Below are 23910 nucleotides of genomic sequence, written 5' to 3' on the forward strand. Positions count from 1 at the left end.
AGAAACGACTCTGGGAATGCTTGCTGGAAGGATTCGGCTTGCGAAGAGAATTGGAAAAATGAGTACTTCAGCGCAACACCAGGTATCCTGCGGCGGCGGCGAGATCAGCGAGACCATGCAAGTCATGGCTAAGCACAAGAGCTGCGGTACGGTCGGTGGCAGCGGCAAGGCGAGCTGCGGATCTCAGGCCGGCATCGGCAATGTGCCAAATGAGGTCTGGGAAAAGGTGAAGAACCATCCCTGCTACAGCGAGGAGGCGCACCACCATTATGCCCGCATGCATGTTGCGGTCGCACCCGCCTGCAATATCCAGTGCAATTACTGCAATCGTAAATACGATTGCGCCAACGAATCGCGCCCCGGCATTGTCAGCGAGAAGTTGACGCCGGAGCAGGCCGCCAAGAAGGTGCTGGCGGTCGCTTCCGCGATCCCTCAGATGAGCGTGGTCGGCGTTGCTGGCCCTGGCGACCCCCTGGCGAATCCGGACAAGACATTCAAGACGTTCGAGCTCGTCAATAAGCTCGCGCCAGATATCAAGCTGTGCCTCTCGACGAACGGTCTAGCGTTAGCTGATCATGTCGACACGATCGCAAGACTCAAGGTCGATCACGTGACGATCACGATCAACATGATCGATCCCGATATTGGCGCAAAGATCTATCCCTGGATCTTTTACCGCCACAAGCGCTACACCGGCATTGAAGCTGCAAGCATCCTCAGCAATCGGCAGCTCCAGGGCCTGGAGATGCTCACCGCGCGCGGCATCCTGTGCAAAGTCAACTCGGTGTTGATTCCCGGGATTAACGATCAGCATCTGGTTGAGGTTAACAAGGCCGTGAAGTCGCGCGGCGCCTTCCTGCATAACGTGATGCCGCTGATTTCGTCGCCCGAGCACGGCACCGTGTTCGGTCTCAGCGGGCAACGCGGGCCGACCGCACAGGAAGTGACAGCGTTGCAGGATAGCTGCGAAAGCGAGATGAACATGATGCGTCACTGTCGCCAGTGCCGCGCCGACGCCGTCGGACTGCTCGGGGAGGACCGCGGCGCGGAGTTCACCATGGAAAAGATCATGGCCATGGACATCAAATATGATGAGCAGGCCCGAAAGGAGTATCAGGCCAAAGTCGAGAAGGTGCGCATTGCAAAGCTTGCGGCCAAGCAGGAGCAGCTTGCGGAGCTCGCCAGCGCGTCCAGCGAAATCAAGGTGCTGGTGGCGGTTGCAACCAAGGGCTCGGGATTGATCAACCAGCACTTCGGTCATGCCAAGGAGTTCCAGATCTACGAGCTCTCGACTTCAGGCGCAAAATTCGTTGGCCATCGTCCTATTCATCCCTATTGCCAGGGCGGCCATGGCGAGGACAGCAAGCTCGAAGTCGCCATCGGCGCCATCAACGATTGCCATGCCGTGTTCGTGTCAAAGATCGGCGGCTGCCCGAAGGCCGAATTGATCAAGGCCGGAATCGAGCCGGTCGATCAGTATGCCTGCGAGTTCATCGATGGCTCGGCGATCGCCTGGTTCAAACTCTATCTCGATAAAGTCAATGAGGGGAAGATCAAGCACGTTGAGCGGCTCGATGCGGCGGCCCGCCACAATGGGCTGATTTCCGCAGCCTGAGGATGGGTTCAAACAATGCCCTTCAAGATCATCGCCTCGCAATGCACGGGCTGTTCGGCGTGCGAAACGCAATGCCCGAACTTCGCTATTTCCGAGCGAGCCGGCGTTTTCCTGATCGATCCTGAGAAATGCACCGAGTGCGCCGCCTACTTTGATGAGCCGCAATGCGTGGCGGTTTGCCCGGTTGACAATACATGCGTGCTCGACACGGCACTGCCGCGTCACCAGGAGCCTGCTTGAGGGCCACGATGGATGTCACTAACGACACTAAAGGTTCAGAAACTCGGGCGGATGATGCTCCGCCTTGACGAGGCGCCGGCCGCGGCTTTCGCCTTCTCAGACCGGGTGGACGGCTCGCCCTGGTCGCTAACCTTTTCGCCAGTTGTCAAGCCATATTCTGGCGACGCGCACGTCGGCGGGAGCGCGTCGAGCTATTCTTGTCGGCCCGAAGGCCGCTGTCTTGAGCGTCGAGGATCGATTTCGCCGATGGGCCCACGAAGGGCGGACCCGTCTTCCACGATATCAATCCAGTCACCTGCGGCCATCATTGATCAGGCGACATTCATGCCCGAGGCCTTCTTCAGTTGGTCATCCGAGAGAGGGCGTCCTCACCGAGTCCTGTCTTGGTCGCACGGTGTCGAGCCGGCCGAGCATCATCCCAGGGCGACAGGGCTATCCTATCACCTCGATGAAGGTGCAGAAGGTACACCTGCGCCACGCCAAGGCGTTCGCACCCGATCACGTGATGCGGAAATGAATTTCCTGCCACCGGTGCGGTCGGCGCCACCAAGCCGGAATTCGGCTGTTATGAGAGCACCTCGTGTGGGTCTTCCTATTCTCGCTCAACGCATATTGCCGACTTGCAGATGCGTCTCGGGCAACTCGGGAAGGACGGCAGCTGTCGGGAGACTGCTGGGGCTTTGTCCCGCGGACAAGGCTGGCGCCAAGGTGTTGTTGGGCACGCTCGAGCGTATGGGCGGGACCGTGAGTGATGACGTCCACAATGCCCTCGGTTGCCGGGGTAATCAGGTCGAGTCTGTCGGCTGTGCGCATCCCGCGCTGGAGCACGCGGCTCGCGGCCGGCTCAAGCACGCCTCGCTCGATGACAGACGCGCGTGCCGCGTCGATGGCTTCTTCAACATCAACCATGGGCTCACGGATAGTTATCTGGAGCATCTGGATTTTAGGTTGCGGGCATTGATGTTGCTGCACCGGGATGCCGACAGGCTCATGCAATCCGTGATCGCAAGCGCCGCCGTGCGGGAATGGAGGGGGTTGATCGAGCATCATGATAGGGCGGTCCGTAAGGCCGCGCGCCCGCGAGGCGCGGTACACTTGAACTATGGAACAGGGACGGCAGCATGAGCAACATCGCCCGTGACAGTGACATCGTCGAGCTGACGGACGCCCCCTTCTTTGATTATGGTGACAACGTGCGGGCCAACCGCACCATCCGCAACGACGGCACCTATGTGGGCAAGGAGATCGGTGAGGTTCTGGTCAAGAAAGGCGAGCTTGGCTATGTCGTCTCGATCGGCACGTTCCTGCAACAATTTTACATCTATGGAGTCGAATTCCTCGGCTCCGGCAATCGCGTCGGCATGAAATGCAAGGAGCTCGATCTAGTCACGCCAAGCCACGAAGGCGAGGAGCCGTTCTTGCCAGGAGCGGCACCCCGATGATCGAACCAAGATTGCCAAAATACCGCTCAGGCCAACGTGTCAAGGCGGCAATCGATCTGCTCAACGACGGTTCCTTTCCCGACGCGTCGGCGGAAGAATGTCTGGTCGGCGTCGGGTACATTGGTGAGATCGTCCAGGTCGGTCGCCATACGGAAGCGAACCTACCCATTTATATGGTCGACTTCGGCAAGCAGTTGGTGGTTGGCTGCCTCGAGGCAGAAATCTCTGCAGTCTAGGACATCGCGCAATGAACGCCGCAATCATCAGACGACATCATTCCGCATTGCCTGCGCAACCCAACGAGCTCGACCGGTGGCGGATCGTCCGCGCGCTGACAAAGAGCGAGCGCTACCGATATGTCTCGCCAAAGGTGACAGCGGTTGCTGGCGGCTATCTGGTCGAGAGCCCGTGCTGCTCAGGCAATATCAATGCGGAGGGCGGCCTCGTCGACGTCGCGCTGCTGCACCACGATAGGACTGGAGTGGCATGGCAGCTGTTCCGCAAAGATCACCGCAAGGGCGTCTGGGAGTGGCATTCGACCCATCAACGGCTTGGCTTGGCGACAGCGGTTCTGAACGCCGACCCTGAACGTTTGTTCTGGCAATAAGGATTGTGGAGATGGTGCTCGAAGGCGACTTGACGGAGATCGAGCAGACGCTCGCCGTCGTTGATACAGCCTCTGAGCCCTGCCTGACGCTCCGGCAGAATTTTCCACATCTTGCCTGGATTTGTTGCGAGGCGTCCGACATGACGCAGAGTCCGTTCCGCCGGATTGGAAAGTTCGACCTGCATCTGCTCGACAGTGGAGGTCACTGTGTACAGATCACGAATGATCCGCAGCGCGCCACCGGTATTGTGCTGGCCAAGCGCTCTGGCAAGTCATGATCAAGCAATCGCCTGCCGGTGCCAAGCTCACACAGGACGGCTAGGCCCGCGGGTTGTTTGCAATGCCGTAGTGGCCGGCCCGGGAAATATCACCATCAGGTCGCACGCTCGTTCATCGGGTCCATGAGACGGGGGCAGGCGATGGTCTCGCAGAAATGTTCGCTGAGGGCGGAATTGCCTGGGCATCTCAACGTGGCTTATTAAACCAAGGATACTGCGGCAGATCAAATTTGGCTGAGCGAGCCGTGCTCGATCAGCTGACGTGGAGTAACGCTCAGGCATCGCAAGATTTGCCTTTGTGAGTACTCGCCCTTAAGTCCGCAGGACTTCAGAAAATAGGAGAAGACGTTTGTTCTTTGCGCGGTAACGCCGTGCACTCGCCGTGAAGGCCGGTTGATGATGCGCGCGCAAGTGAGGCAGTGCGACTGTCCCGGCCGATCCTCGCTACTCCATCAATATTATTGGCGCCTGGAAATATCATTCTACGAAATTGGTGAGTGAAGTCGGCGCCTTCAAGCAAGAAGGGCTTTTCGCGTTGTTTTTCGAAGATGCATCGGGCGTCCCTTCTCTATGGCTTGCTTCCATGTTGAAGTGGCTGACGCGCACGTCGAGAATCGGGCTTGTCACGCGGATAAAGATCCAGAGGACGGAGGACAAATTCGCGTGTAGTTCCAGTTCTTATCTCGAAGAGAAAAATCCGCTTGAATAGTTGTCGATGGCCATTGATATGGTAATGGGAAGCAGTTGCGTCTTCGCCAAAAACAAGACGCTACAGGCAGATGTGCAAAGCGAAATCGGAGAACACGTGGCAAAAAGTACCAAGCGCAAAGAGTATAGTAAGGATGACGTCAAGCTGCTCAAAGCGCACTCAAAGGCCCGCACCCCTGTAGCTAGGGTTTCAAAGCTTATGAAGCGATCCGAGGGCTCTCTAAGACAGAAAGCACGTACCTTGGGGATTGGCTTGGGTCACCAGCGCTGAGATACGCGTCAATGTTCGGAAATTGACCGGCGTAATGATCGAGACGGCCAGGCGGCTTACGACCGCCGGGCCACCTGATCGTTTCAGGTCCCTGCGCCCGAGGGTCAGCTCGCGTGATGAACGAGCTGACCGATTTCCCGATAGACCGGCTCAGTGGCTAAACCTCGTCGAGTGTCATGTGGACTGATAAACCCGACTTGTTCGTCTCATAGTGCGGCTTACATCGGTGAATATAGATTTACCGAACCCGGAAATACGGTCCGCGAGCGTGCCGGCGGATCATCGTCTCGGCCGGTAGACGTCATTCGGCGCTGAGCCATCTCCCTCTGCCTCCACCCTTCTCGAGGCGCGGCGACTGGAACCTAGTTGCGCCGAAGAGGGAGCTTGGCACCATTTTTTCCGAGTCCGTGGGCGCCGGCATCGTCGGCCTACAGCATTAGCGGCCTGCGGCTGACGCAGATCGCTCTGATGATGCTGCCGGCCGTCAAGCCGCAGAAAGAAGGGAATAGCCGCGGTCCGGCCTACGGCGACAATATAAAGGAACTCTGGCAGGAGCGTCCAGCAGGCGCAGAAGCGTACAAGTATTTTGTATGTTCATGCGGAGCCGCGCCGGCATCCTCTTGCATGCGGGATTTGTTGTGAGGTGAGCAAAGCGGTGGTGAACATTGTTCATCGTCATCATCGAGACCGTCGATTTCGCCGCCGCGACTGCCGCACGCGGACAGCGCGGCGGCCGCGGCAGACTCCATGGTGGCAATGAGAATTGAATTGCAGGCCGCACTCGCTAGCAGCAGGCCGCATTTGCGGTAAGATCGTCTCATCTGGTATCCGACAAACGATTGAATCTGACGTCCTTCGAATACGGGAGCTGCTCCTTGCTGCACTTTCGATATGTTGCGTCAGGCAATTTTAAGCGTGTCGCCGCCGATTTCGCGGTTGCAAGGGCAGAGCTCATCAGTCTGTATCGCATCCAGAACGCGTAACGTGTCCGTCGGACTGCGGCCGACATTGAGGCTTGTCGCATAGACATGCTGGATCGTGTTCTCAGGATCGACGATGAAGGTGTAGCGATGTGCGATGCCATCACGCGATCGCACTCCAAGGCCATCGACCAGTGCACCCTTGGTGTCGGCAAACTGCCAGATCGATAGACGGTGCAGATCCTTGTGCTCACGCCGCCAGGCGAGCTTGCAGAACTCGTTATCGGTCGAGCCACCAAGCACGATTGCATCGCGATCGGCGAAATGCTTGGACAGGCGAGCAAACTCAGCGATTTCGGTTGGGCAGACGAATGTGAAATCCTTCGGGTAAAAAAAGATGACTTTCCATTTTCCGGGGAAACTCCTCTCAGTCAGCGTCTCGAAGGCGCTCTGCCCGTTCTCCTCTTGCAGGTGAAAGCCGGGCTTCACGCCTGTGATGTCGAACGGCGGCAACTTACTTCCAATTCCAGGCATATTGTCCTCACAACATCGCGTCACACGGAAACAGAGTTCCGCGATTGGCAAAGCAAGCGATATGCCACCCGATCTTACGGCAAGTACCCATCATGCCGGTCGTGGAACATTCGCCTTTGATGATGGCGGTGGCCTCGAAACCCCATCTGCGCCGTGTGGTCTCCTCGATTGTCTCGGGCTTACGGCCCGGCATTCCCCGTTCCGCGCTCTTTCGGCCGGCACTCGTAGTGGAATCCACGCGCCGGGCTTTGTCGGGTTTCTATCAGAGCCCTTGCCGCTGTCGGGTCCGCCACAGCATCCGGTCTCGGACATTGCGCTATTAGTCGAGCTTAGTCAGATGCTTAACGCGCGTGCGAACGAATGGCACGCCAGTTGCTAACTGGATGCAGCAACAACGAGTGAGGGCTGAGGGCACGCCGACGCCGATGGCGAGCGATGGCCTCCTTCCCGAAACCCGTGTGCCCACGTTTCTGAGAGAGAAACAGCCTCGCGCGTTCGGCGCGAAAAATTGGCAATCGGTTGATGGAGAGCAGCATGTCTTCGCTGAGACAAATCGCGTTTTATGGCAAGGGTGGCATCGGTAAATCGACAACGTCGCAAAATACGCTGGCGGCTCTTGCTGAGCTGGGCCAAAGGATTCTCATCGTCGGCTGTGATCCCAAAGCGGACTCCACTCGCCTCATCCTGCACGCCAAAGCGCAGGACACCATTCTGAGTCTGGCGGCGAATGCCGGCAGCGTTGAGGACCTCGAAATCGAGGACGTCATCAAGCTCGGCTACAAGGACATTCGATGCGTCGAGTCCGGCGGTCCAGAGCCGGGGGTCGGGTGCGCCGGAAGAGGCGTGATCACTTCGATCAACTTTCTGGAGGAGAATGGCGCCTATGAGGACATCGACTACGTCTCTTACGACGTGCTCGGCGACGTCGTCTGCGGCGGCTTCGCGATGCCTATCCGCGAGAATAAGGCACAGGAAATCTACATCGTGATGTCCGGCGAGATGATGGCGATGTATGCCGCCAACAACATCTCCAAGGGTATTCTGAAGTATGCGAATTCCGGCGGCGTGCGCCTCGGCGGTCTGATCTGCAACGAGCGGCAGACCGACAAGGAGCTGGAGCTTGCAGATGCTCTTGCCAAGAAGCTCGGCAGCCGGCTGATCTACTTCGTGCCGCGCGACAATGTCGTGCAGCACGCGGAGCTGCGCCGGATGACTGTGTTGGAATACGCGCCAGAGTCCAAGCAGGCGGATCACTATCGCAATCTCGCGACCAAGATCCACAACAATGCGGGACAAGGCGCCATCCCGACGCCAATCAGCATGGACGAGCTCGAGGATATGCTCATGGAGCACGGCATCATCAAGCCTGTCGACGAGAGCCTGGTCGGCAAGACCGCCGCCGAGCTCGCCGCTGTTTCGGCATAGTTCATGTTGTCGGCCTTCTCGACCGGGGAAGGCCGACATCGTCCACTCAGAAGCTGGGGACCTTCATGATTGGCACACAAAGCAAATTGGCCGATACGATGTCATCTCCTGTATCAGCAGCTCACATCGCCGAGCAGCGCGATGCAAGTGAGCTCTACGGGCTTCTGACCGGGCGCCATCCAACAGAAATCGACATCAGCGACGATGACGATTTCGATCGCCATGTGCTCGCTTGCGTTCTCGCCGCATCCGCTATGGATGGCGGCCAACTTCCCGAACGGGCTGGCTTGAGTAACCAGGAGCTCGATGCGCTCTTGGTGCAATACTTCCCATCCACCCCGGTCAGGAGTTGTACCTGGCGCGAACAGTCCGCGTTACCGGCTCCTGACGAGACGATTATGGTGCGCGATCTCCTGCTTGCGCAACGTTCCACCCGTGGCGAGGTCGGCGGCTGGCTCGCGACGATGATCGCGCGGCGCGCCATGGAGCCTAATCACCTGTGGGAAGATCTCGGTCTGCGGGAGCGGGACGAATTGTCCCGCCTCCTGATGCGCCATTTCGGGCCGCTGGCGGCTCGCAACACCAAGAACATGCGCTGGAAGCGCTTCTTCTATCGCACGCTATGCGAAGATGACGGTCTGGTGATGTGTACCACGCCGGTCTGCACGGAATGCAATGATTTTGATCTTTGCTTCGGCGAGGAGAGCGGGGAGAGCCGGATGGCCGGACGCCGGCGGGATCATCTGCGTCGTCTCGATGACTCCGTCCAAGCCATCCCAAGTTCGCAAGACTGAGCTCATAATGGATGCTCCCTCCTCGGCGCGAGCACCGGTGTATCGGACGAGCTTTCGGCCAGCTGTCGCCTGAGGAGACTGAGGGTTTGAAAAGATCACCGAGGTAAACAATTGCGCGCAGCCGGCCTAAGCCGGACGCGGCGGCGCCTGATGATCGCGGCTTGATAATTGGCGGAGGCGACCGTCACATTTACCGCCGAGATGTTTTATGTCGACGCGCGATCGACGCCAACATCCGCCTCTTGATCGCGCCCCGCTGAACTTGTTTACGAACGCCGACCTGTGGTTGGACCGAACCCGATGGCTCAAAATTCTTCTTCGATAAGCATGCCGGAATGCACGCGCCTTCCCCGAAGTGCTGCAGCTTGAGGTGACACCCGAACCGTTGCCCGGCTAGCAAGCTCCAAGCTAGGCGCCTGCCTTCAGCTCGGTCGCAAGCGCACCGAACCTGGCGCTCCGCCGTTTCCATCCTGTCGGATTTGCGACACACCCGACTAATCTGAAATTCGACGTCGTTCACAGGTTCTTGGGAAATTCGAGCGGGTTGGCACAGCAGTTGCTGAACAGCTTCCGGAATAAACATACGGAGCCGCTGATGGCGTTCGCTGCCGCAATCACCGGGCCCGACAAAGATCGGTCGAGGTCCATAGTCCTAAATGACACCACGTTGCGCGACGGCGAACAGACACCCGGCGTGGCCTTCACGACACCGGAAAAGGTCTCGATCGCGCGTGCGCTGGCCGCGGCCGGAGTCACGGAGATCGAGGCCGGCACGCCGGCGATGGGTCAGGAAGAGATTGCCGCGATCCGAGCGGTCGCCGAAGCGGGCCTTGCGGCCACGATCATCGGCTGGTGCCGGATGAAACCCGCGGACGTCGATGCGGCGGTCGAGGCCGGTGTTTCGATGGTCAACCTATCGATTCCATCGTCCGACGTGCAGATTGCGGCGAAACTCGGTGGCGGCCGTTTGGCCGCGCTGGAGCGGGTGAAGCGCGTCGCGGCCTATGCTCGCGACAAGGGACTGGATGTCGCGGTGGGTGGCGAAGACTCCTCGCGTGCCGATGTCAACTTCCTGATCGAGCTGATCGCAACCGCCAAGGCGGCCGGCGCGCGGCGCTTTCGTGTCGCAGATACGCTGAGCGTGCTCGATCCCGACGCGTCCTTCGCGCTCATGGCCGCACTGCGCGCCAGCACCGATCTCGAGCTCGAATTCCACGGCCATGACGATCTTGGGCTGGCAACGGCTAATACGCTGGCGGCGATCAAGGCCGGTGCGACGCACGCCTCTGTGACGGTCATTGGACTGGGCGAGCGAGCCGGCAATGCTCCGCTGGAGGAAGTTGCCGTCGCACTCAGGCAGCTTTACGGCGGTGATACCGGCGTGCTGCTATCCGAACTGGAAAAAGTCGCGGCCGCCGTTGCAGCCGCAGCGTGCCGCACCATTCCGCTCAACAAGGCGATTGTCGGCGAGCATGTCTTTACCCATGAATCCGGCATCCACGTCGATGGGCTCTTAAAAGACCGGACCACCTACCAAGCGCTGGACCCGGGGTTGCTCGGCCGCTCCCACCGCATTGTGATCGGCAAGCATTCCGGGCTTGCCGCTATCACTTCGCTCTTGTCTGAGTTGCAGCTTTCGGTCACCGCCGAGCAAACCGAAACCATTCTCGCGCGCGTCCGCAAGCATGCCATCGAGCACAAAGGCCCGGTTTCCCAGGAAACGGTGGTGGCGATCTGGCGCGACATTCACGAGAGCTCGCTCGTCAACCGAGGGCGATCGAGTGGTCAGCCATGCGCGTCGCGCGATCAGGTTGGGACATTCGAGCCAGGACGGTTTCTGGCCGCGGATCTAGATGGAGGTTGAGAATGACGACGGACGGGATCCTTTCGCAATTGAACAAGGCCTCCGCGGCAGAGGAGTTTTTTGCACTGCTCGGCGTCGAGTACGATGCGAAAATCATCGACGTGGCGCGGCTTCATATTCTGCGTCGCATGGGTCAATATCTCGCGGGCGAGGAGTTTACCGGTGCATCCGATCCTGACATCGCCTCGCGTTGCAAGGCCACGCTTGAGCGCGCCTATGCCGATTTCGTCACGTCCTCCCCGATCGAACAGCGCGTGTTCAAGGTCCTGAAGGATGCGGCCGCACCACAATCGAACAAGCATCCAGCATTGGTGCAGCTCAGTTCCTTGGAGTGAATTGAGTTTGTATCTCGTGCCCTGGAGCGTGAAGGTTCAGAGAACCTGCCAACCTCCCAGGGCGTCGAATTCAAATGGAAGTTGCAACGGCCTCGCGGATCCGCAGCTTGGACACTCGGCTCCTTAAGGTAATCACGGCTCAGCCCTGATATTTCCGTCGTTTCAAGCTGGTGCCCATGGTGCACCTATCTCCTGCAATGGTACGCCGGCAGCGGGGAGCGCATATTTGGCGAGGAAAGCGCAGCAAGATTCGGATGACTGTCTTCTGTCGCATTCCGGACACGGGTCAGCACGGTTTCGAATGTTCCGATCCTCGTGAGAGGCTGCCAATCCGATTTCCTTCAGTAAGATTCTGTATTGGCGGTCAATTTTCATTGTCTGCGCAATTGGTACGACAATTGCTGACATATGCTCAGTTAGTCTGGAGAAGCGAATGCACATCTTGGTCCGCATCGAGTTTGTTTTGGACGCCGCGCAGTTTCGCGCGCGCTGCCTGTCGGCATCATGATGCGTCGCGACGCCAAAGCGATGATTGCATATTCTGGCCTGGCTGAGCTGAAAGCTGCGCTTGATCCGCGCCAAAGATTCGTCGACGAAATCACTCCCGTTGGCCGATCTATGGCCGAGGTTTCGCGGGGGGAGCCCTTGCTCTCCAGCGCCGGTCGCGCGGCGCCGCTGACGGGCGGCTTCACCGCCAACCCTCGTGCCCTCGCCAAGAGTGGCGGGCGTGTCGCTGCAATCGGAAATATTCCGACGGCATTCGGAGTAATGGATCGCGTTTTCACCGGCAAGCTCGCGGCCGACAATGGCACCAGCCGAGCCTCTGGCAGGTCCTCGATCTGTTCCAACTCGGTTGCATCTCGAAGATGAGGGGGACCAATCGATCGGCTCGGGTGACCGCGCGGTTGCGTGCCTCACTAGTTCCATTGCCAAATGGTGGCCCAGAATGCCGAACCCGGAAAGAACCCCAAGCGCGTGCTTCCGGGCTCGTCGACAAAGGTCCAGCAATGGGTGTCTCGGCCCCGCGCTGCTGCCAGGCGGTGTTGAAAAAATGGCGGCGGGCACGCGGCCGAACTCTTAACTGAAGCAATCTTCACGCGCGAATTCAAAGCTGAAGGCGGAGCACGCTTCGCTGGCGAGCCGCTACTGAACAAGGATGGGAGTACAGATGATGAGCACCGCACCCAAAAGCGCCGCTCCGGCCGCGGGTGGTGGTCGCGCGGCGACCAAGAGGGAGCTGCCCGAACGATTCAAGGCGTATAAGCACGTCTGGGTCTTCATCGAGCAGGAACGCGGGATAGTGCACCCCGTCTCCTGGGAGCTGATGGGTGCCGGCCGCCGGCTCGCCGACAAGCTCAACGTTGACCTCGCCGCGGTTGTCATCGGCCCGGTCGGGGAGACAACGCAGCAGGCGATCGCCGAATCCTTCTGCTACGGCGCCGACCTCGCCTATATCGTCGCGGATGATCTCTTGGCCGATTATCGCAATGAATCCTACACCAAGGCCCTGTCAGAGCTGGTCAATACGTACAAGCCGGAAATCCTACTCCTAGGGGCAACTACACTGGGCCGCGATCTCGCCGGCTCAGTGGCTACCACACTGCTCACCGGCCTAACTGCCGACTGCACCGAGCTCGATGTCGATGCCGACGGCTCGCTTGCAGCGACCCGGCCGACGTTTGGCGGCTCACTATTGTGCACGATCTACACACTGAACTATCGTCCACAGATGGCAACCGTCCGTCCGCGCGTGATGCCGATGCCCGAGCGCGTGACCGGCGCCGTCTGGCGCGTCATCTCGCATCCGCTCGGGCTTGTAGAAGAAGATATCGTCACAAAAGTGCTGTCGTTCCTGCCGGACCGCGATTCTACAAAGTCCAACCTTGCCTACGCCGACGTGGTCGTCGCCGGAGGGCTCGGTCTGGGATCGCCTGAGAACTTCCAACTGGTACAGCAGCTCGCGGACGTGCTTGGCGCCGAATATGGCTGCTCGCGGCCGCTGGTCCAGAAGGGCTGGGTCACCTCGGACCGACAAATCGGCCAGACCGGGAAAACCATTCGGCCAAAGCTCTATATCGCGGCCGGTATTTCCGGCGCGATCCAGCATCGCGTTGGCGTGGAGGGGGGCGACCTCATCGTTGCCATCAACACCGACAAGAACGCTCCGATCTTCGACTTCGCCCATATCGGCATCGTCACCGACGCCATTCGACTGTTGCCCGCATTGACCTCTGCATTCCGCGCGCAGCTGTCGCCGCACTCGCACGACCGCATCGCTGGCTAGGGGAGCTTGTTATGATCGAGGAAAGATTCGACGCGATCGTCGTCGGTGCTGGCATGGGCGGGAATGCGGCAGCGCTTACCATGGCCGAGCGGGGCCTAAAAGTGCTGCAGCTGGAGCGCGGCGAGTATTCGGGGTCGAAGAACGTGCAAGGCGCCATCCTCTATGCCGATATGCTGGAGAAGCTGATCCCGAATTTCCGAGAAGATGCACCGCTTGAGCGGCATCTCGTCGAGCAACGCTTCTGGATCGTGGACGAGCGTTCGCACACGGGGATTCACTATCGCTCCGATGATTTCAACGAGGAGAAGCCGAACCGCTACACCATCATCCGCGCCCAGTTCGATAAATGGTTCTCCCAGAAGGTCCGCGAGGCCGGCGCCACGGTGCTGTGCGAGACCACGGTGACCGAGCTCCTCCAGGATTCCCATGGGAGGGTCGTCGGGGTGCGCACAGACCGAGATGGGGGTGAAATCCATGCAGATGTCGTCGTGCTGGCCGAGGGGGTGAACGGAGTGCTCGGGACGGGTGCGGGCTTAAGAGGGCGGCCGAAACCGGACAAGGTCGCACTCGCGGTCAAGGAGATGCATTTCCTGTCGCGCGAGACAATCGATGCTCGCTTCAATCTCAAAGGCGACGAGGGGCTCGTCATCGAAGCCGCCGGAACCATCTCCCGCGGCATGACCGGTATGGGCTTCATCTATTCCAACAAGGAATGCATCTCGCTCGGTATCGGCTGTCTTGTTGCCGACTTCCAGCGTACCGGCGAGACGCCTTACGGCCTGCTCGAGGGCTTCAAGCGTCACCCGTCCGTCGCGCCGTTGATCGAGGGTTCGGAAGTAAAGGAATATTCCGCGCATTTGATCCCCGAAGGTGGATACAAGGCGATCCCGCAGCTTTGTGGTGAGGGCTGGGTCGTTGTCGGAGACGCCGCCCAGCTCAACAACGCCATCCATCGCGAGGGGTCCAATCTGGCGATGACGTCGGGCCGTATCGCCGCGGAAGCGATCTGCCTTATCAAATCGCGAAATGATCCGATGACGGCCAAAAATCTTTCGCTTTACAAAAAACTGCTGGATGATTCCTTCGTGATCAAGGACCTGAAGAAGTACAAGGATATGCCGGCACTGATGCATACCCACTCGCAGAACTTCTTTCTCACATATCCGCAGCTCTTCTCCAAGGCGATGCAGGATTATGTGCGCGTCGACGGCACACCAAAGCTCGAGAAAGAGAAGCTGATGCTGAGCTCGTTCATCAAGGCGCGGTCGTGGAGTGGACTGTTCAGCGATGCCCTGCGCATTGCCCGGGCCTGGCGGTGATCACAAACCAAAGACAACGACGAACGACGGAGCCAGAAACAATGCCGAGCGAGCCATCCCGACGTGTCGAGGACAAACTATTCTACAACCGCTATCTCGTTGATTCCGGCCGCGCCCATATCAAGGTGCGGCCGCACACCACACCATCCTCGCGGCTCTTATCGATGCTGAAGGCCTGCCCTGCACGGTGCTACGAGCTCAGCGATAAAGGTCATGTTGAGGTGACAGTCGACGGGTGTATCGAGTGCGGCACCTGCCGGGTGATCTGCGAAGAAAGTGGTGATATCGAGTGGAGCTACCCACGTGGCGGTTACGGTGTGCTATTCAAATTTGGTTAAAGCTTCGAGGTAGGGGCTGATTGGCAGGCTGCGGCGTTCTCGCGATACAACGAGATCACGCGCGAAATTGAGATTTCACCTGATTCAATCGAGTCCCGGTCTTTCCATCTACCGGGCGGGCCCTTGCCAGGTTCCGCTATAATATGCCCGGAGATAGCCAAAGCGAGCGGATCCGAAACAGGGCGCAACGCATTGGCGGGATTAGGTCGTCCATCTCGGATCTGTCGACCGATCCTGGTTCTCTTCCCCAATATCTGGCCGGTTTCGTCCTTCTTGGAGTTCGCGGCGATCCGCCTGCCGCCACTGCCTCGCGACGCTGCCTATCACCTACAAACGGAACGCTGGAAGCAGGACTTCGCTTCGCCATAGCCGCCGACCCGACGAACGTGCCATCGAGCGCCTTGTAGACAGACAAGCACGAGCGGATCACGAAATTAGCGCTTTGTGACTCCTTCGCGCGACCGCCGGTTGGGCGTTCGTCAGGCGGGCTGCGCGCATGCAGCACACAAGTTTGCACTTTCATTCGCCTGTATCGCCGGGATATATGGTCGGCCGGAGAGCATGACGATGGTTCGATTACAAAAGAGCAGGGCAGCCGCTAACGCGCGGCGAGCAGAGGCACGCCGTGAGAGTTCGGTCGGCGACATCCAGGCCCGCATAGCCGAACTGAGAAGCTTGCCGCGCGAGAACCTCGCGGATGCGGTGTTCATGCTCTCGATGAATGCAAGACGGCAGGGCGAGTTGATTCGACAGGCGATCGACAAGCGCGCCGAGGTCGACTGGGACTTTGATCCGCCGCCGAATGCTGATTTGGCGACCTATCTCGCGAATGATGTGGTCTCGACCTTACGCCACCACGTTGCTGACCTTCCGACCTTGCTGGACCTGTTGGTTGAGCGAGCGCCTGACGTCTGCTTCACCGTCGATCGGGAGGAGGCCGTTTCGCTGCTGGCCGCAATCATTCGCGAACAGCGGCTCGAAGGAGTCCTTGAAGGCCTCAGGCTCGCCGGGCTCCTGAACGAGCCAGCGAAGGATCGCCATGCCGGGATCGGTTCGGAAGTGGATTTGAGAGGAGCTGCCGAGGGCGCGTGAGTGTCCAGGGCGCTTTGAGGGACAGTCCACAGATGGAATGTCCAGAGCGGATGAGGACGTCAGAAAATCTCGGCGCCTGCTTGCGAGGTCAAAACCGCGTCGAAATTCGCGGCGTAGTTCCTTTGTCATCCATTTAGTGTTTATCGCTGACGCGGAGCCGCTATGCACGCCCGGTCGCAGTCCCCGGCCGCGTCAAGCTCGGCGACCTTCGCGTTAGCGAGGACGAGATCCGCATTCTGAGCTTTCATGTTCAGTTGCAGCGCGCGTTTGCGCGCTGGCGGATCATGGAACCGTTCGCTAACAGCCACGCAAGGGAAATCACGGCAGGACACGTCGACCGAGCCGCGGCGATGTGCCAAAGCGGCGAAAGGGGGTCGCTCAACTCGGTGAGGCGTCCTGGTGAAATCGACCGTCCTTGTTTCGGTAGTCGCTGGCTGCGCCCTGGGGGCGGCGGGGGGAAGGCCTGGCAGAGTATTCCGCGACCAAGTCGAGAATAGCAGACAAGCTGAGTGGCGGCCCGCTGCAAATTGGGCAAAAGGGCCTTCTTGGGTGGCGCTGGATCGTCGACATGGACGCTCCGCCGCGCGTCTGCCATACACCCCCTATCCTTGCTCGATCGTCGGGGAAACGAACTCGCCTCGGCTATTCGCTGTCTTCGCGAGCCGCACCGGGATTTCGCCGAACCTCGCGTCCACGAGCACGGCGAAGACATAGCCGAAATCCGTAGCTGAGTGCGGCCGAACGGCGCGTCCCACGTCAATGCCGGCCAGGTCGGTCAGTAGGCCCGCTCAAACCCCACGAAGGCGCCTCACGCGCTACGGCCAGCCGCACTTCAGTGAGCTGCTGTAATAATCTGAAAGCATCCGATCGCAACTTCCATCACGATCAGCACGACTATAACCCACTCAAGACGCAGCGAGCGCCGTGTGTCGATGATGTCCGTCAGTGCGTTAGCCGTTCCGGAGATGGCCGACAGCTTGCGCTCAAGCATCTCAAGACGCTCCTTCAGTTCGTATTCGTCTTTCAGACGCGAATAGAGCCGCTCGAGTTCCGGCTTCTCCCAGAGTGCGTCGGGCTTTTCGGCAATGGCGACGCGGCCCGCGACGCGCTGCTGGACCAGGAGCGCATTGCCGATCAGTTGGAGAATGCCCTTGCGGCCCCGCGGCGTCCGGCCGCGCTCGGCTAGTTCGCTTGCAAAGGGTTCGATCACGTCGAACACCGCGGCGACACGGCGCTCATCTCGCTCTAGCGCCGTGCTCTTGGCTAGCGTATCGGCGATCAGCAGCAGCCGATCGTCGCTAAATTCTCTGAGACAAATCCGCCCGCCCGGCAGGATGACCTCGGCGCTCTGGTCGTTGCAGAGCTGCGCCTGCGCGCTCTCCTCCTCATAGGAGCTGAGTTCACCGATGACCCGCGATATCAGGGTTTCGATCAGAGCGGTTTCTTCCGAGGGCGACAACCCGATGAGCACTACAACGCCATAGCGGAAGATCACGACAAGGCCCGCATGAATGCGGAAAGCGACCGGCGTCGAGGACACCAGCGTTCCGATCTCGAGAGCCGACGGGTTGATGCGATCGCCCAGCATGACTGCGCGAATGCTCAGCATCGAGGCGGCCGCCGTCTGTTCGGAGACGGCAGGCTTACCGGGCGAAAGTTGATCCATGTTCACTTTAGCATCCGGTTTGACTGCGACACGGTAGCGTTCCCCCGGGACCGTCAAACACGTCCAGAACTTCGTCGCAGATGGTGCAGCGGAATTTGCCGGGCGCGTCGCTGAGAGATGATGCTGCGATCCAGAAAATGCCGGCTCCAAGTTTGGATGGGTGCGTCGCCATTTCCATGTTCGTGCATGCTTGCCCGCAAGGTCAATCGAACGACCCAGCAAGCTCTTGGAGGATTTCGACGACCCGAGCCGCCAAACATTTGGCTGCGCCGTAGGCGCCGTCCTCGGACAAGGTCGAGCAAGATTGATGCCGAACCGGTGTCTTCGCGCCAGCGGCGTCAGGATTTTCCGCTTCAATGGGCGAGCGAAAATGATTGTTTGAAACGGCACAGGTTGATCAAAGACTGGCCGCGATGTGTGTTCAATTTCCTCCAGAGCATGTCGGCTACAGAACACGGCGAATCCTGCGCGCCGCGGGATGTTTCAAGGCAATCAAAGCCTTAACCGCCGCAGCGGCGCTGGCATAGCTGTTGCTATGAAATGTCGCAATGACCGAGCGAAGGCGGAGTGCACACCCGGTCCGATCTGGCGAAAACAGGACGTTATCAGTGGACCGAGGGTGGCGAAGGTGAAGTGCCGTTTCCGACCGTCAGCCACACGACGGTCCCGGCAAATTCTTGAGCCAAGGTCCGAGTACAACGGCAGAAAGGACTTGAGACCGTGCATATCGAACCGGGAATAGTAACAGGCGCCAAGCTCGTGTTGAGGTACGCGACAGGCATTGCGACGGGCTGCGTCATCGCCAAGCTTGTGGTCGAGACCATACGCGAGCGGGGCGCTCTGTCATTTGCTATGCAAGCCATCGCCGCGACGGGCCTTGTGTTCACGTTTTTCGAAATCCTGCCGCACTTTGCGGTTGGGGTCTCCGAAGTGCACTTCGTCCTGCGCTCGACGCTGTCACTGTTGTTCGGCGCGGCGCCGGCTGCCTTTGGTCTTGCGCTCGGCCTCTTGCTGCAAGGCGTCCTCTTTATTCTGACCGACCTGCCGCAATATGGTATGAATGTCGCGACGCTTCTAGTGCCGCTGTTTGCGATCCAGGCGCTCGCCAAGCGCCTCATTCCATCCAAGGCCGCCTATCGCGATCTGCAGTACAGTAACACGATTGCGCTCTCGACTGCGTATCAATCTGGTATCGTTGTCTCGGTCGCGTTTTGGGCGCTTTATGGCGCGGGCTTCGGCGCCGCCAACCTCGGTAACGTCGCATCGTTCGCGGTTTCCTATGCACTTGTGGCCTTGGTCGAGCCGGTGGCTGATCTGGCTGTGCTGGCGCTCGCGAAACAAATTGGGCGGCGTGAGTGCGAGGGGATCTGTCGCCCACCGCTCCTAGAAGGCATGTTGCTTTTGATAGCAACGATGGCCGTCATGTCGCCCGTTTTGCTCAAGCGATGCGTACGCTTTCCCCGATAGCAGCCGGCTGCAGCGATCCGGGGCGACGCGCGCTCGCTGCTATCCGTGGCAGCGAGGGGCCGAGCTTATGCTCATTCCGCACAAGGCGACCAGGAAATCATATCTCGCCGACTTGCGGCCGGCCGTCTGCGCCGGCCCGGTCGCTAGTGAGCGGACGCGCACTACCGAGTTCGACCTGCTGGTGCGTGATGCGGCCAAGGCGAACTGCCGCAAGGACGTGGAGGAATGGCGGGATGCGGTCAGCACAGCAGCCTGGTCGCAGAGCATCGGGGGCGAGGTTGGACACGAGGGGCGTCCGTCTTGAGCTGCTGATACACGGGGAGTCATCCGTCGAACGAGCTTACCTATGCAACATTAGCAGCCTCCTAAGCACAGCCGCGATGGAGCGCCGTTCGGCGGTTTCCCATGCTCTGCTGCACTCGGCCGGAATGTTCGCAGTTCGACAAAGAAGATCGCCATGTATGGATTGATCGTAATGTTGACCATGCTCGCACTGTGCAGCATTGTGTTTGCCGGCGAATTGACGGGGCCGGCAAAGGTCATCAGCACCGACACCCTTGAAATTCACGGGACACGCGTTCGGCTCTGGGGCATCGACGCGCCGGACAAGACTCAAATGTGCCGAGATATCAACGTCAATCCATATCGATGTGGCCTCAGGGCCGCGAGCGATCTTGAAAACTTCATTGCAGAGCGCGAAGTCAGTTGTCTGTCAGTCCTGGAGGATGAGTGTGGACGGACGATGGCGACCTGTTCAGCTGATGGCATCGATCTCGGAGAATGGTTGGTGCGTAATGGTCTCGTGCTCGATTGGGCGCAATACTCCAGGGGACGATACCAAGCTGCGCAACGCGCGGCCGATCGTGCCGGGCTGGGCTTGTGGGCGGGCAGCTTTGCCGTACCTTGGCTATATCGAGCGTGCATTCGGTTAGGTGGTCGACCAGCCAGTTGTTCTGACGACGCGAATGCACATCCTTGACTCGTATTCCCCACACCAGAATATATATTACAGTCGGTTCCGCACAAGGTGACAGTCACGGGCGAGCTGGCGTCGACCGGAGTGAGCAAGCTTCCCACTGCCGCCCAACCATGCTCAAAGGAGTAAGATGGTCTCAACCTCTCGTAAGCGCGAAAGTCGCAAGACCAGAAAATCGCGTGCTCCGCAGGAACGCCATCGTTCTCGGCGTAATTCTTGGGAACCCTGGACGCGCGGTCATGCCAAGGCGGCGCCTTTTGAGTTCGAGAGAGAGCCGCATTTACCTCAGAAGAATGGCGGGTTCTCCGGAGCCTAAACAAGACAAACGCGTGGCACGGAAAAAACAATCAGATTCCGCCGGGTACAGGTTGAGCGGAAGAAAGAAGGCCAGTGGCGTTCAAGGCACCACTGGGCAAGGTAGGCAACACGAATGTGGCTTGGGATGCAGCCTGCCTCTACTCCATTCGACTCGAGTTTTCGGGTTTTGACATACCCAGGGCTCGCAGCTTGATTCCCAGAGGTCGCCAGATGCTGTCCCACCAAAACTCATACACTCGCACTCAAATCTGATGGACCAAGCCGGTGTGAGCGCTTGCTCAACGCCGGCTCCGCGGGACCCATCGAAACGACGGTAATCGAATTGCGCCCTTTGCCGCGGGAACGCCGCATAGGTCCCTTCCCGGACTTCGCTGCTGTTGGCGATATCGGCCGCGATTGCCTTTTCAAGCCACGGCTGCTCCGATATACGCCAGAATTTGGCCGGGCGAGTAAGAAGCTGAACACCACACGTGCGGTTTCGGTGACAAAGACGTGTGGACCTGCCTTGCAGGCGCCGATCACAACAATGCCACAGAAGACAATGCAGCTGTTCGTTCGGTTGGAAACAGCATGGCTCGCTGACGACTGGCTGGAGATCCGCTGAATGAGCAACACCGCATGCGACGAGCGCAACTGCTGCGGCAGCCCGAGCAAGAACGTCAGATCGCATATCACCTCCCGAACACGAAGTGCGCGCCTTCCAGAACGAAGCGTGAGCCACTGAACTCGCAGCGTCGCTCCCATGCCCTCGTGGTGTGCAGACGCTGTGCCGACGGGCACGATGCAAGCTCCCGGCGTTTTTCGATCGCGATGTCGTCTACGCGACAATAGCGGTCATTGTTCAAACAAGCCGCCGGTCTGAGGTCGAACACGAATCGAATGCCGCGCGTCGGCACCGCCAGTTCGATGATGATTAGGTGATCGAGCTTCTTTGCAGCCACACAATGAAGTCGCACCGACAATTCGAGGCGCGGAGCTGAGCTCAGTCAGAGATCGCAAGCTCACCTGACTGCGATCTAACAATTGAACTGGTCGGCAGTCCCTGATGGTGCCGACGCGGGATAGTCGGAAGCAGTTCGGAACAAACGAACACGATCTGCCGATCTGCATCTTCTCCCCTGCTGCTCCGGAGTCAGGCATCGTATAACTCCGGCAAGCGACCTTTCTTGACCATCGCCCGGAGATCAGCCGCATAGCTGGGTTTCATTGCCGTTCTATTCGCACGGCGATCTCGGCAGCGAGTTGTTCGTGCCGTTCTGGGTGGTGAATTGCGCCAGACGTGATGCCGGTGGGACCCTGATGGGCGGCTGGCGTATCGTCCGCACTAGGGCTTTCGCGTCACGACCAGGTCGCGGCCAGATGGTCTCGGCCCAGAGGCCTTGCATCAGCATGTTGTTCTTGGCGACTTTCCTCGCCATTGTCGGCGCGCCGCGCCCCTCGGCGGTGCGCTGGAACGTGGCCAGCTCGATCGTCTATGCCTGGAGAATCACGTGCCGGCCTCGGCGATCGTTGCGGCGCTGACCTGGTGGGGTCAATGCTTTCGATGTTTTCGTCAGGACACGAGCTTCAGCCCGACAATGCCGGCGACGATCAGTCCGATGCTGGCAAGGCGAAACGCGGCGGCCGGTTCTCCGAACAGGATGATCCCGAGCGCTGCGGTGCCGACCGCACCGATGCCGGTCCAGACCGCATAAGCAGTTCCAATGGGCAGCGTCTTTAGAGCAAGGCCGAGCAGGATCACGCTGCCGGCCATGGCCGCGAGCGTGAGCACGGACGGAACGGGCTTGGTAAAGCCCTCGGTGTATTTGAGGCCGATTGCCCAGGCGACCTCCAGCAGGCCGGCGACCAACAAAATGCTCCAAGCCATGGCGGCCCTCCGTTCATGGCAGGGTCGTCCCCGCGGCTGATGTGGTGATGAGCTGGAAGGCCATCCTTGCCAGGGCTCGTGATTCGCTTCGAGCAGGGGTCAACTTCTCTCAAAGATCAGCATTCCGACGTTATTGGTTCGGCGAATTCACACGATCGACAAAGCAGAAATCCGTCCGTTCCGTTCATGCGATCGGCAATCTTGCAAAAAGCTGCCCCTTCGAAGAGATCCTTGTACCTGTCGCGGAGGAGGTTGCCCAACACGTGTCGTCGCTCAAAATCCATGCAGCAGAAAGTGACGTCGCCGTTTGGGAGAAGAACATTACGATATTGCCGTTCGTCAGGACATGTCAGTGCTCCAACGATTGGCTGCCGCGCTCCAACCATCTTCTCGCCGTTGCCAGCCCTGCTGCGCGGCGGACGCGAGCGAACCAGCGCTTTGTCAGGAATTATGCCGACAAGTTCGGGATGCACCTCGCCCATGACTATGAAGAGCAACGATGAAATGTCGGCATCGACAAGTTGGCGCATCAAATCGACATAGTTGCGCCTGACGAGACCACTATCCATGTGCGTGGCGTCATCAAAAACATGCACCAGGAAAACGCGGAACTGCAGCGCACGCAAGCGTCTTAGATCCCGCCCGTTCATTCCTGCCAGGGTTGTGGAAATCCGGATTCCATGGCCACACGCATAGGCATGCTCAACCATTTCGGTGCAAGCCGGATTGAGCCAAGGCTCCGAATACCCGGAAAAGCTGATGTCGACAGGTGCTGGTACGCGCGCCAGACACCGCTTGAAATCTTGGAGAGAAAGATGCTTCACCTCGGATATCTCTCTTTGCCGTTCGGCAAAGTTGTCCTGCGGGCAATAAGAACATCCGACGACACAGCCCGTTGTCGTAGTTATCTCCAAGACCCTGCCGCCACTGATTGCAGAGCGCAGCTCCTGTAGAGTCATCGATTCTATATTGTCCACTTCCGCGCTCCGCGTTTGGAACAAAGAGATCTTGAGGGGACCGTCGATTTGCATCTCATGCCGATTCGCTCATGCATCATTCTCGATTCGTCGTCCATCAGCGCGACACGGCACCGTCGCAAGCGCGGTCGCGACAGATGAAGAAAGCGCCACGGCTCTCTCCCCTTAGCGCCCCAGTCTAGCAGGATTGGACGGCTGCCGAATGCACATGTGTCCATGGGGTTGGTCTAACGTCTCGTTTATTCCAACAAGCATCACTCATGCCATTGGCGGTACTGTCCATAACTCGACACGTCCGCGAAAATGTCGTCCCAAATGCGCAACCGAAGCGCAACTCTACGCGATCGATAGCGTACAATATGACGCTACGTACGATTCAAGCTCTCTTGAAAATGAGTTGAATGGCAGCTTTCTTATGAAATGTGACGGTGTAGCCGCCGCCCCGAGCACCACGTCATCATGATCAACGTGGTCGGCATCGACCCGCGAAGTTCCGATTGCGGGTGCCCTTGGCCCCAGTCGAGAATGCAAAGTCTTCACCTTCGTGCGGCAAATCGTTAATTTCAACAGTTG

General features: G+C 59.1%; 24 protein-coding genes and 1 pseudogene. 20 read left to right on the forward strand and 5 right to left on the reverse strand.

The genetic code is table 11. The annotated features are described in order from the left end of the window. The first annotated feature begins 58 nt into the window (after nucleotides 1-58). The 7 genes from nifB to IVA81_RS28885 all read left to right on the forward strand — a co-directional run bounded on the left by nifB (nucleotide 59) and on the right by IVA81_RS28885 (nucleotide 4182). Nucleotides 59-1615 (forward strand): nitrogenase cofactor biosynthesis protein NifB, encoded by a 1557-nt coding sequence (gene nifB / locus IVA81_RS28855; RefSeq protein ID WP_247324239.1) that lies wholly within the window; start codon nucleotides 59-61, stop codon nucleotides 1613-1615. A 15-nt stretch (nucleotides 1616-1630) separates the two neighbouring features. Beyond that, the gene (locus IVA81_RS28860) at nucleotides 1631-1855 is read left to right on the forward strand and encodes a 4Fe-4S binding protein (protein ID WP_247297545.1); all 225 of its coding nucleotides are present in this window, start codon (nucleotides 1631-1633) and stop codon (nucleotides 1853-1855) included. Nucleotides 1856-2599: 744 nt separating this feature from the next. Continuing rightward, nucleotides 2600-2980 carry a 4Fe4S-binding leucine-rich repeat protein gene (locus IVA81_RS28865; RefSeq protein WP_247324241.1) on the forward strand — a complete coding sequence of 127 codons (381 nt, stop codon included), beginning with the start codon at nucleotides 2600-2602 and terminating at the stop codon, nucleotides 2978-2980. After that, nucleotides 2977-3297, forward strand: coding sequence for a nitrogen fixation protein NifZ (locus tag IVA81_RS28870; RefSeq protein ID WP_247324242.1), 321 nt, complete (start codon nucleotides 2977-2979; stop codon nucleotides 3295-3297). The genes IVA81_RS28865 and IVA81_RS28870 overlap by 4 nt, the downstream gene beginning before the upstream one ends. Further along, nucleotides 3294-3533: a nitrogen fixation protein NifZ gene (locus tag IVA81_RS28875; RefSeq protein WP_247324250.1), complete on the forward strand. Its 240-nt coding sequence runs from the start codon at nucleotides 3294-3296 to the stop codon at nucleotides 3531-3533. The genes IVA81_RS28870 and IVA81_RS28875 overlap by 4 nt, the downstream gene beginning before the upstream one ends. A gap of 11 nt (nucleotides 3534-3544) precedes the next feature. Beyond that, nucleotides 3545-3904, forward strand: a complete 360-nt coding sequence (locus IVA81_RS28880) for a hypothetical protein (protein WP_247324251.1) — start codon at nucleotides 3545-3547, stop codon at nucleotides 3902-3904. Between the two features lie 11 nt (nucleotides 3905-3915). After that, complete coding sequence (locus tag IVA81_RS28885; protein ID WP_247324252.1) at nucleotides 3916-4182, forward strand: DUF6129 family protein; 267 nt, start codon at nucleotides 3916-3918, stop codon at nucleotides 4180-4182. A 1878-nt stretch (nucleotides 4183-6060) separates the two neighbouring features. On the opposite strand, the gene IVA81_RS28890 is transcribed toward IVA81_RS28885, so the two are convergent. Continuing rightward, entirely contained in the window at nucleotides 6061-6615 is a 555-nt protein-coding gene (locus IVA81_RS28890; RefSeq protein ID WP_247324253.1) for a peroxiredoxin, read from the reverse strand. Nucleotides 6616-7149: 534 nt separating this feature from the next. Here IVA81_RS28890 and nifH point away from each other — a divergent pair. The 8 genes from nifH (at nucleotide 7150) to IVA81_RS28930 (ending at nucleotide 16066) form a co-directional block, all read left to right on the forward strand. After that, nucleotides 7150-8040 carry a nitrogenase iron protein gene (gene nifH, locus IVA81_RS28895; protein WP_026233535.1) on the forward strand — a complete coding sequence of 297 codons (891 nt, stop codon included), beginning with the start codon at nucleotides 7150-7152 and terminating at the stop codon, nucleotides 8038-8040. Nucleotides 8041-8138: 98 nt separating this feature from the next. Further along, entirely contained in the window at nucleotides 8139-8834 is a 696-nt protein-coding gene (locus tag IVA81_RS28900; protein WP_247324355.1) for a nitrogen fixation protein NifQ, read from the forward strand. A 595-nt stretch (nucleotides 8835-9429) separates the two neighbouring features. Next, nucleotides 9430-10698 carry a homocitrate synthase gene (gene nifV, locus IVA81_RS28905; RefSeq protein ID WP_247324254.1) on the forward strand — a complete coding sequence of 423 codons (1269 nt, stop codon included), beginning with the start codon at nucleotides 9430-9432 and terminating at the stop codon, nucleotides 10696-10698. A 2-nt stretch (nucleotides 10699-10700) separates the two neighbouring features. Then, nucleotides 10701-11033 (forward strand): nitrogenase stabilizing/protective protein NifW, encoded by a 333-nt coding sequence (nifW, locus tag IVA81_RS28910; protein ID WP_247324255.1) that lies wholly within the window; start codon nucleotides 10701-10703, stop codon nucleotides 11031-11033. A 1171-nt stretch (nucleotides 11034-12204) separates the two neighbouring features. Beyond that, nucleotides 12205-13317, forward strand: coding sequence for an electron transfer flavoprotein subunit alpha/FixB family protein (locus IVA81_RS28915; RefSeq protein WP_247324357.1), 1113 nt, complete (start codon nucleotides 12205-12207; stop codon nucleotides 13315-13317). An 11-nt stretch (nucleotides 13318-13328) separates the two neighbouring features. Then, on the forward strand, nucleotides 13329-14636 hold the full coding sequence (locus IVA81_RS28920; RefSeq protein ID WP_247324256.1) for an FAD-binding protein: 1308 nt from the start codon (nucleotides 13329-13331) through the stop codon (nucleotides 14634-14636). A gap of 41 nt (nucleotides 14637-14677) precedes the next feature. After that, entirely contained in the window at nucleotides 14678-14974 is a 297-nt protein-coding gene (locus IVA81_RS28925) for a ferredoxin family protein (protein ID WP_247279062.1), read from the forward strand. 561 nt (nucleotides 14975-15535) lie between these two features. Continuing rightward, entirely contained in the window at nucleotides 15536-16066 is a 531-nt protein-coding gene (locus tag IVA81_RS28930) for a hypothetical protein (RefSeq protein ID WP_247324257.1), read from the forward strand. 832 nt (nucleotides 16067-16898) lie between these two features. Here the strand turns inward: IVA81_RS28930 and IVA81_RS28935 are convergent. After that, nucleotides 16899-17738 (reverse strand): RMD1 family protein, encoded by an 840-nt coding sequence (locus IVA81_RS28935; RefSeq protein ID WP_247324258.1) that lies wholly within the window; start codon nucleotides 17736-17738, stop codon nucleotides 16899-16901. Between the two features lie 714 nt (nucleotides 17739-18452). Here IVA81_RS28935 and IVA81_RS28940 point away from each other — a divergent pair. The 4 genes from IVA81_RS28940 to IVA81_RS28955 all read left to right on the forward strand — a co-directional run bounded on the left by IVA81_RS28940 (nucleotide 18453) and on the right by IVA81_RS28955 (nucleotide 21097). Further along, entirely contained in the window at nucleotides 18453-19199 is a 747-nt protein-coding gene (locus tag IVA81_RS28940; RefSeq protein ID WP_247324259.1) for an energy-coupling factor ABC transporter permease, read from the forward strand. Nucleotides 19200-19266: 67 nt separating this feature from the next. Next, the gene (locus IVA81_RS28945; RefSeq protein WP_247324260.1) at nucleotides 19267-19503 is read left to right on the forward strand and encodes a hypothetical protein; all 237 of its coding nucleotides are present in this window, start codon (nucleotides 19267-19269) and stop codon (nucleotides 19501-19503) included. Between the two features lie 153 nt (nucleotides 19504-19656). Next, nucleotides 19657-20178: a thermonuclease family protein gene (locus IVA81_RS28950; protein WP_247324261.1), complete on the forward strand. Its 522-nt coding sequence runs from the start codon at nucleotides 19657-19659 to the stop codon at nucleotides 20176-20178. 589 nt (nucleotides 20179-20767) lie between these two features. Beyond that, nucleotides 20768-21097 (forward strand): hypothetical protein, encoded by a 330-nt coding sequence (locus tag IVA81_RS28955; protein ID WP_247324262.1) that lies wholly within the window; start codon nucleotides 20768-20770, stop codon nucleotides 21095-21097. Nucleotides 21098-21164: 67 nt separating this feature from the next. Here the strand turns inward: IVA81_RS28955 and IVA81_RS28960 are convergent, their stop codons facing one another. Continuing rightward, a complete protein-coding gene (locus IVA81_RS28960; protein ID WP_247324265.1) occupies nucleotides 21165-21434 on the reverse strand; it encodes a hypothetical protein in 270 nt (89 codons plus the stop codon). 259 nt (nucleotides 21435-21693) lie between these two features. On the opposite strand from IVA81_RS28960, the pseudogene IVA81_RS28965 reads away from it, so the two are divergent. Then, nucleotides 21694-22022: pseudogene (locus IVA81_RS28965) on the forward strand (inorganic phosphate transporter); the annotation flags it as partial. Between the two features lie 23 nt (nucleotides 22023-22045). Here the strand turns inward: IVA81_RS28965 and sugE are convergent. Next, on the reverse strand, nucleotides 22046-22360 hold the full coding sequence (gene sugE / locus IVA81_RS28970) for a quaternary ammonium compound efflux SMR transporter SugE (protein WP_247279066.1): 315 nt from the start codon (nucleotides 22358-22360) through the stop codon (nucleotides 22046-22048). A gap of 116 nt (nucleotides 22361-22476) precedes the next feature. Next, nucleotides 22477-23337, reverse strand: a complete 861-nt coding sequence (locus tag IVA81_RS28975; RefSeq protein WP_247324266.1) for a radical SAM/SPASM domain-containing protein — start codon at nucleotides 23335-23337, stop codon at nucleotides 22477-22479. Between the last annotated feature and the right edge of the window lie 573 nt (nucleotides 23338-23910).

This window comes from Bradyrhizobium sp. 141 (assembly GCF_023074055.1).
GTDB lineage: Bacteria > Pseudomonadota > Alphaproteobacteria > Rhizobiales > Xanthobacteraceae > Bradyrhizobium.

Coding starts and splice junctions, on each gene's coding strand:
- nifB (WP_247324239.1), top strand. CDS start 59: ATGAGTACTTCAGCGCAACACCAGGTATCCTGCGGCGGCGGCGAGATC.
- IVA81_RS28860 (WP_247297545.1), top strand. CDS start 1,631: ATGCCCTTCAAGATCATCGCCTCGCAATGCACGGGCTGTTCGGCGTGC.
- IVA81_RS28870 (WP_247324242.1), top strand. CDS start 2,977: ATGAGCAACATCGCCCGTGACAGTGACATCGTCGAGCTGACGGACGCC.
- IVA81_RS28875 (WP_247324250.1), top strand. CDS start 3,294: ATGATCGAACCAAGATTGCCAAAATACCGCTCAGGCCAACGTGTCAAG.
- IVA81_RS28880 (WP_247324251.1), top strand. CDS start 3,545: ATGAACGCCGCAATCATCAGACGACATCATTCCGCATTGCCTGCGCAA.
- IVA81_RS28885 (WP_247324252.1), top strand. CDS start 3,916: ATGGTGCTCGAAGGCGACTTGACGGAGATCGAGCAGACGCTCGCCGTC.
- IVA81_RS28890 (WP_247324253.1), bottom strand. CDS start 6,615: ATGCCTGGAATTGGAAGTAAGTTGCCGCCGTTCGACATCACAGGCGTG.
- nifH (WP_026233535.1), top strand. CDS start 7,150: ATGTCTTCGCTGAGACAAATCGCGTTTTATGGCAAGGGTGGCATCGGT.
- IVA81_RS28900 (WP_247324355.1), top strand. CDS start 8,139: ATGTCATCTCCTGTATCAGCAGCTCACATCGCCGAGCAGCGCGATGCA.
- nifV (WP_247324254.1), top strand. CDS start 9,430: ATGGCGTTCGCTGCCGCAATCACCGGGCCCGACAAAGATCGGTCGAGG.
- nifW (WP_247324255.1), top strand. CDS start 10,701: ATGACGACGGACGGGATCCTTTCGCAATTGAACAAGGCCTCCGCGGCA.
- IVA81_RS28915 (WP_247324357.1), top strand. CDS start 12,205: ATGAGCACCGCACCCAAAAGCGCCGCTCCGGCCGCGGGTGGTGGTCGC.
- IVA81_RS28920 (WP_247324256.1), top strand. CDS start 13,329: ATGATCGAGGAAAGATTCGACGCGATCGTCGTCGGTGCTGGCATGGGC.
- IVA81_RS28925 (WP_247279062.1), top strand. CDS start 14,678: ATGCCGAGCGAGCCATCCCGACGTGTCGAGGACAAACTATTCTACAAC.
- IVA81_RS28930 (WP_247324257.1), top strand. CDS start 15,536: ATGACGATGGTTCGATTACAAAAGAGCAGGGCAGCCGCTAACGCGCGG.
- IVA81_RS28945 (WP_247324260.1), top strand. CDS start 19,267: ATGCTCATTCCGCACAAGGCGACCAGGAAATCATATCTCGCCGACTTG.
- IVA81_RS28950 (WP_247324261.1), top strand. CDS start 19,657: ATGTATGGATTGATCGTAATGTTGACCATGCTCGCACTGTGCAGCATT.
- sugE (WP_247279066.1), bottom strand. CDS start 22,360: ATGGCTTGGAGCATTTTGTTGGTCGCCGGCCTGCTGGAGGTCGCCTGG.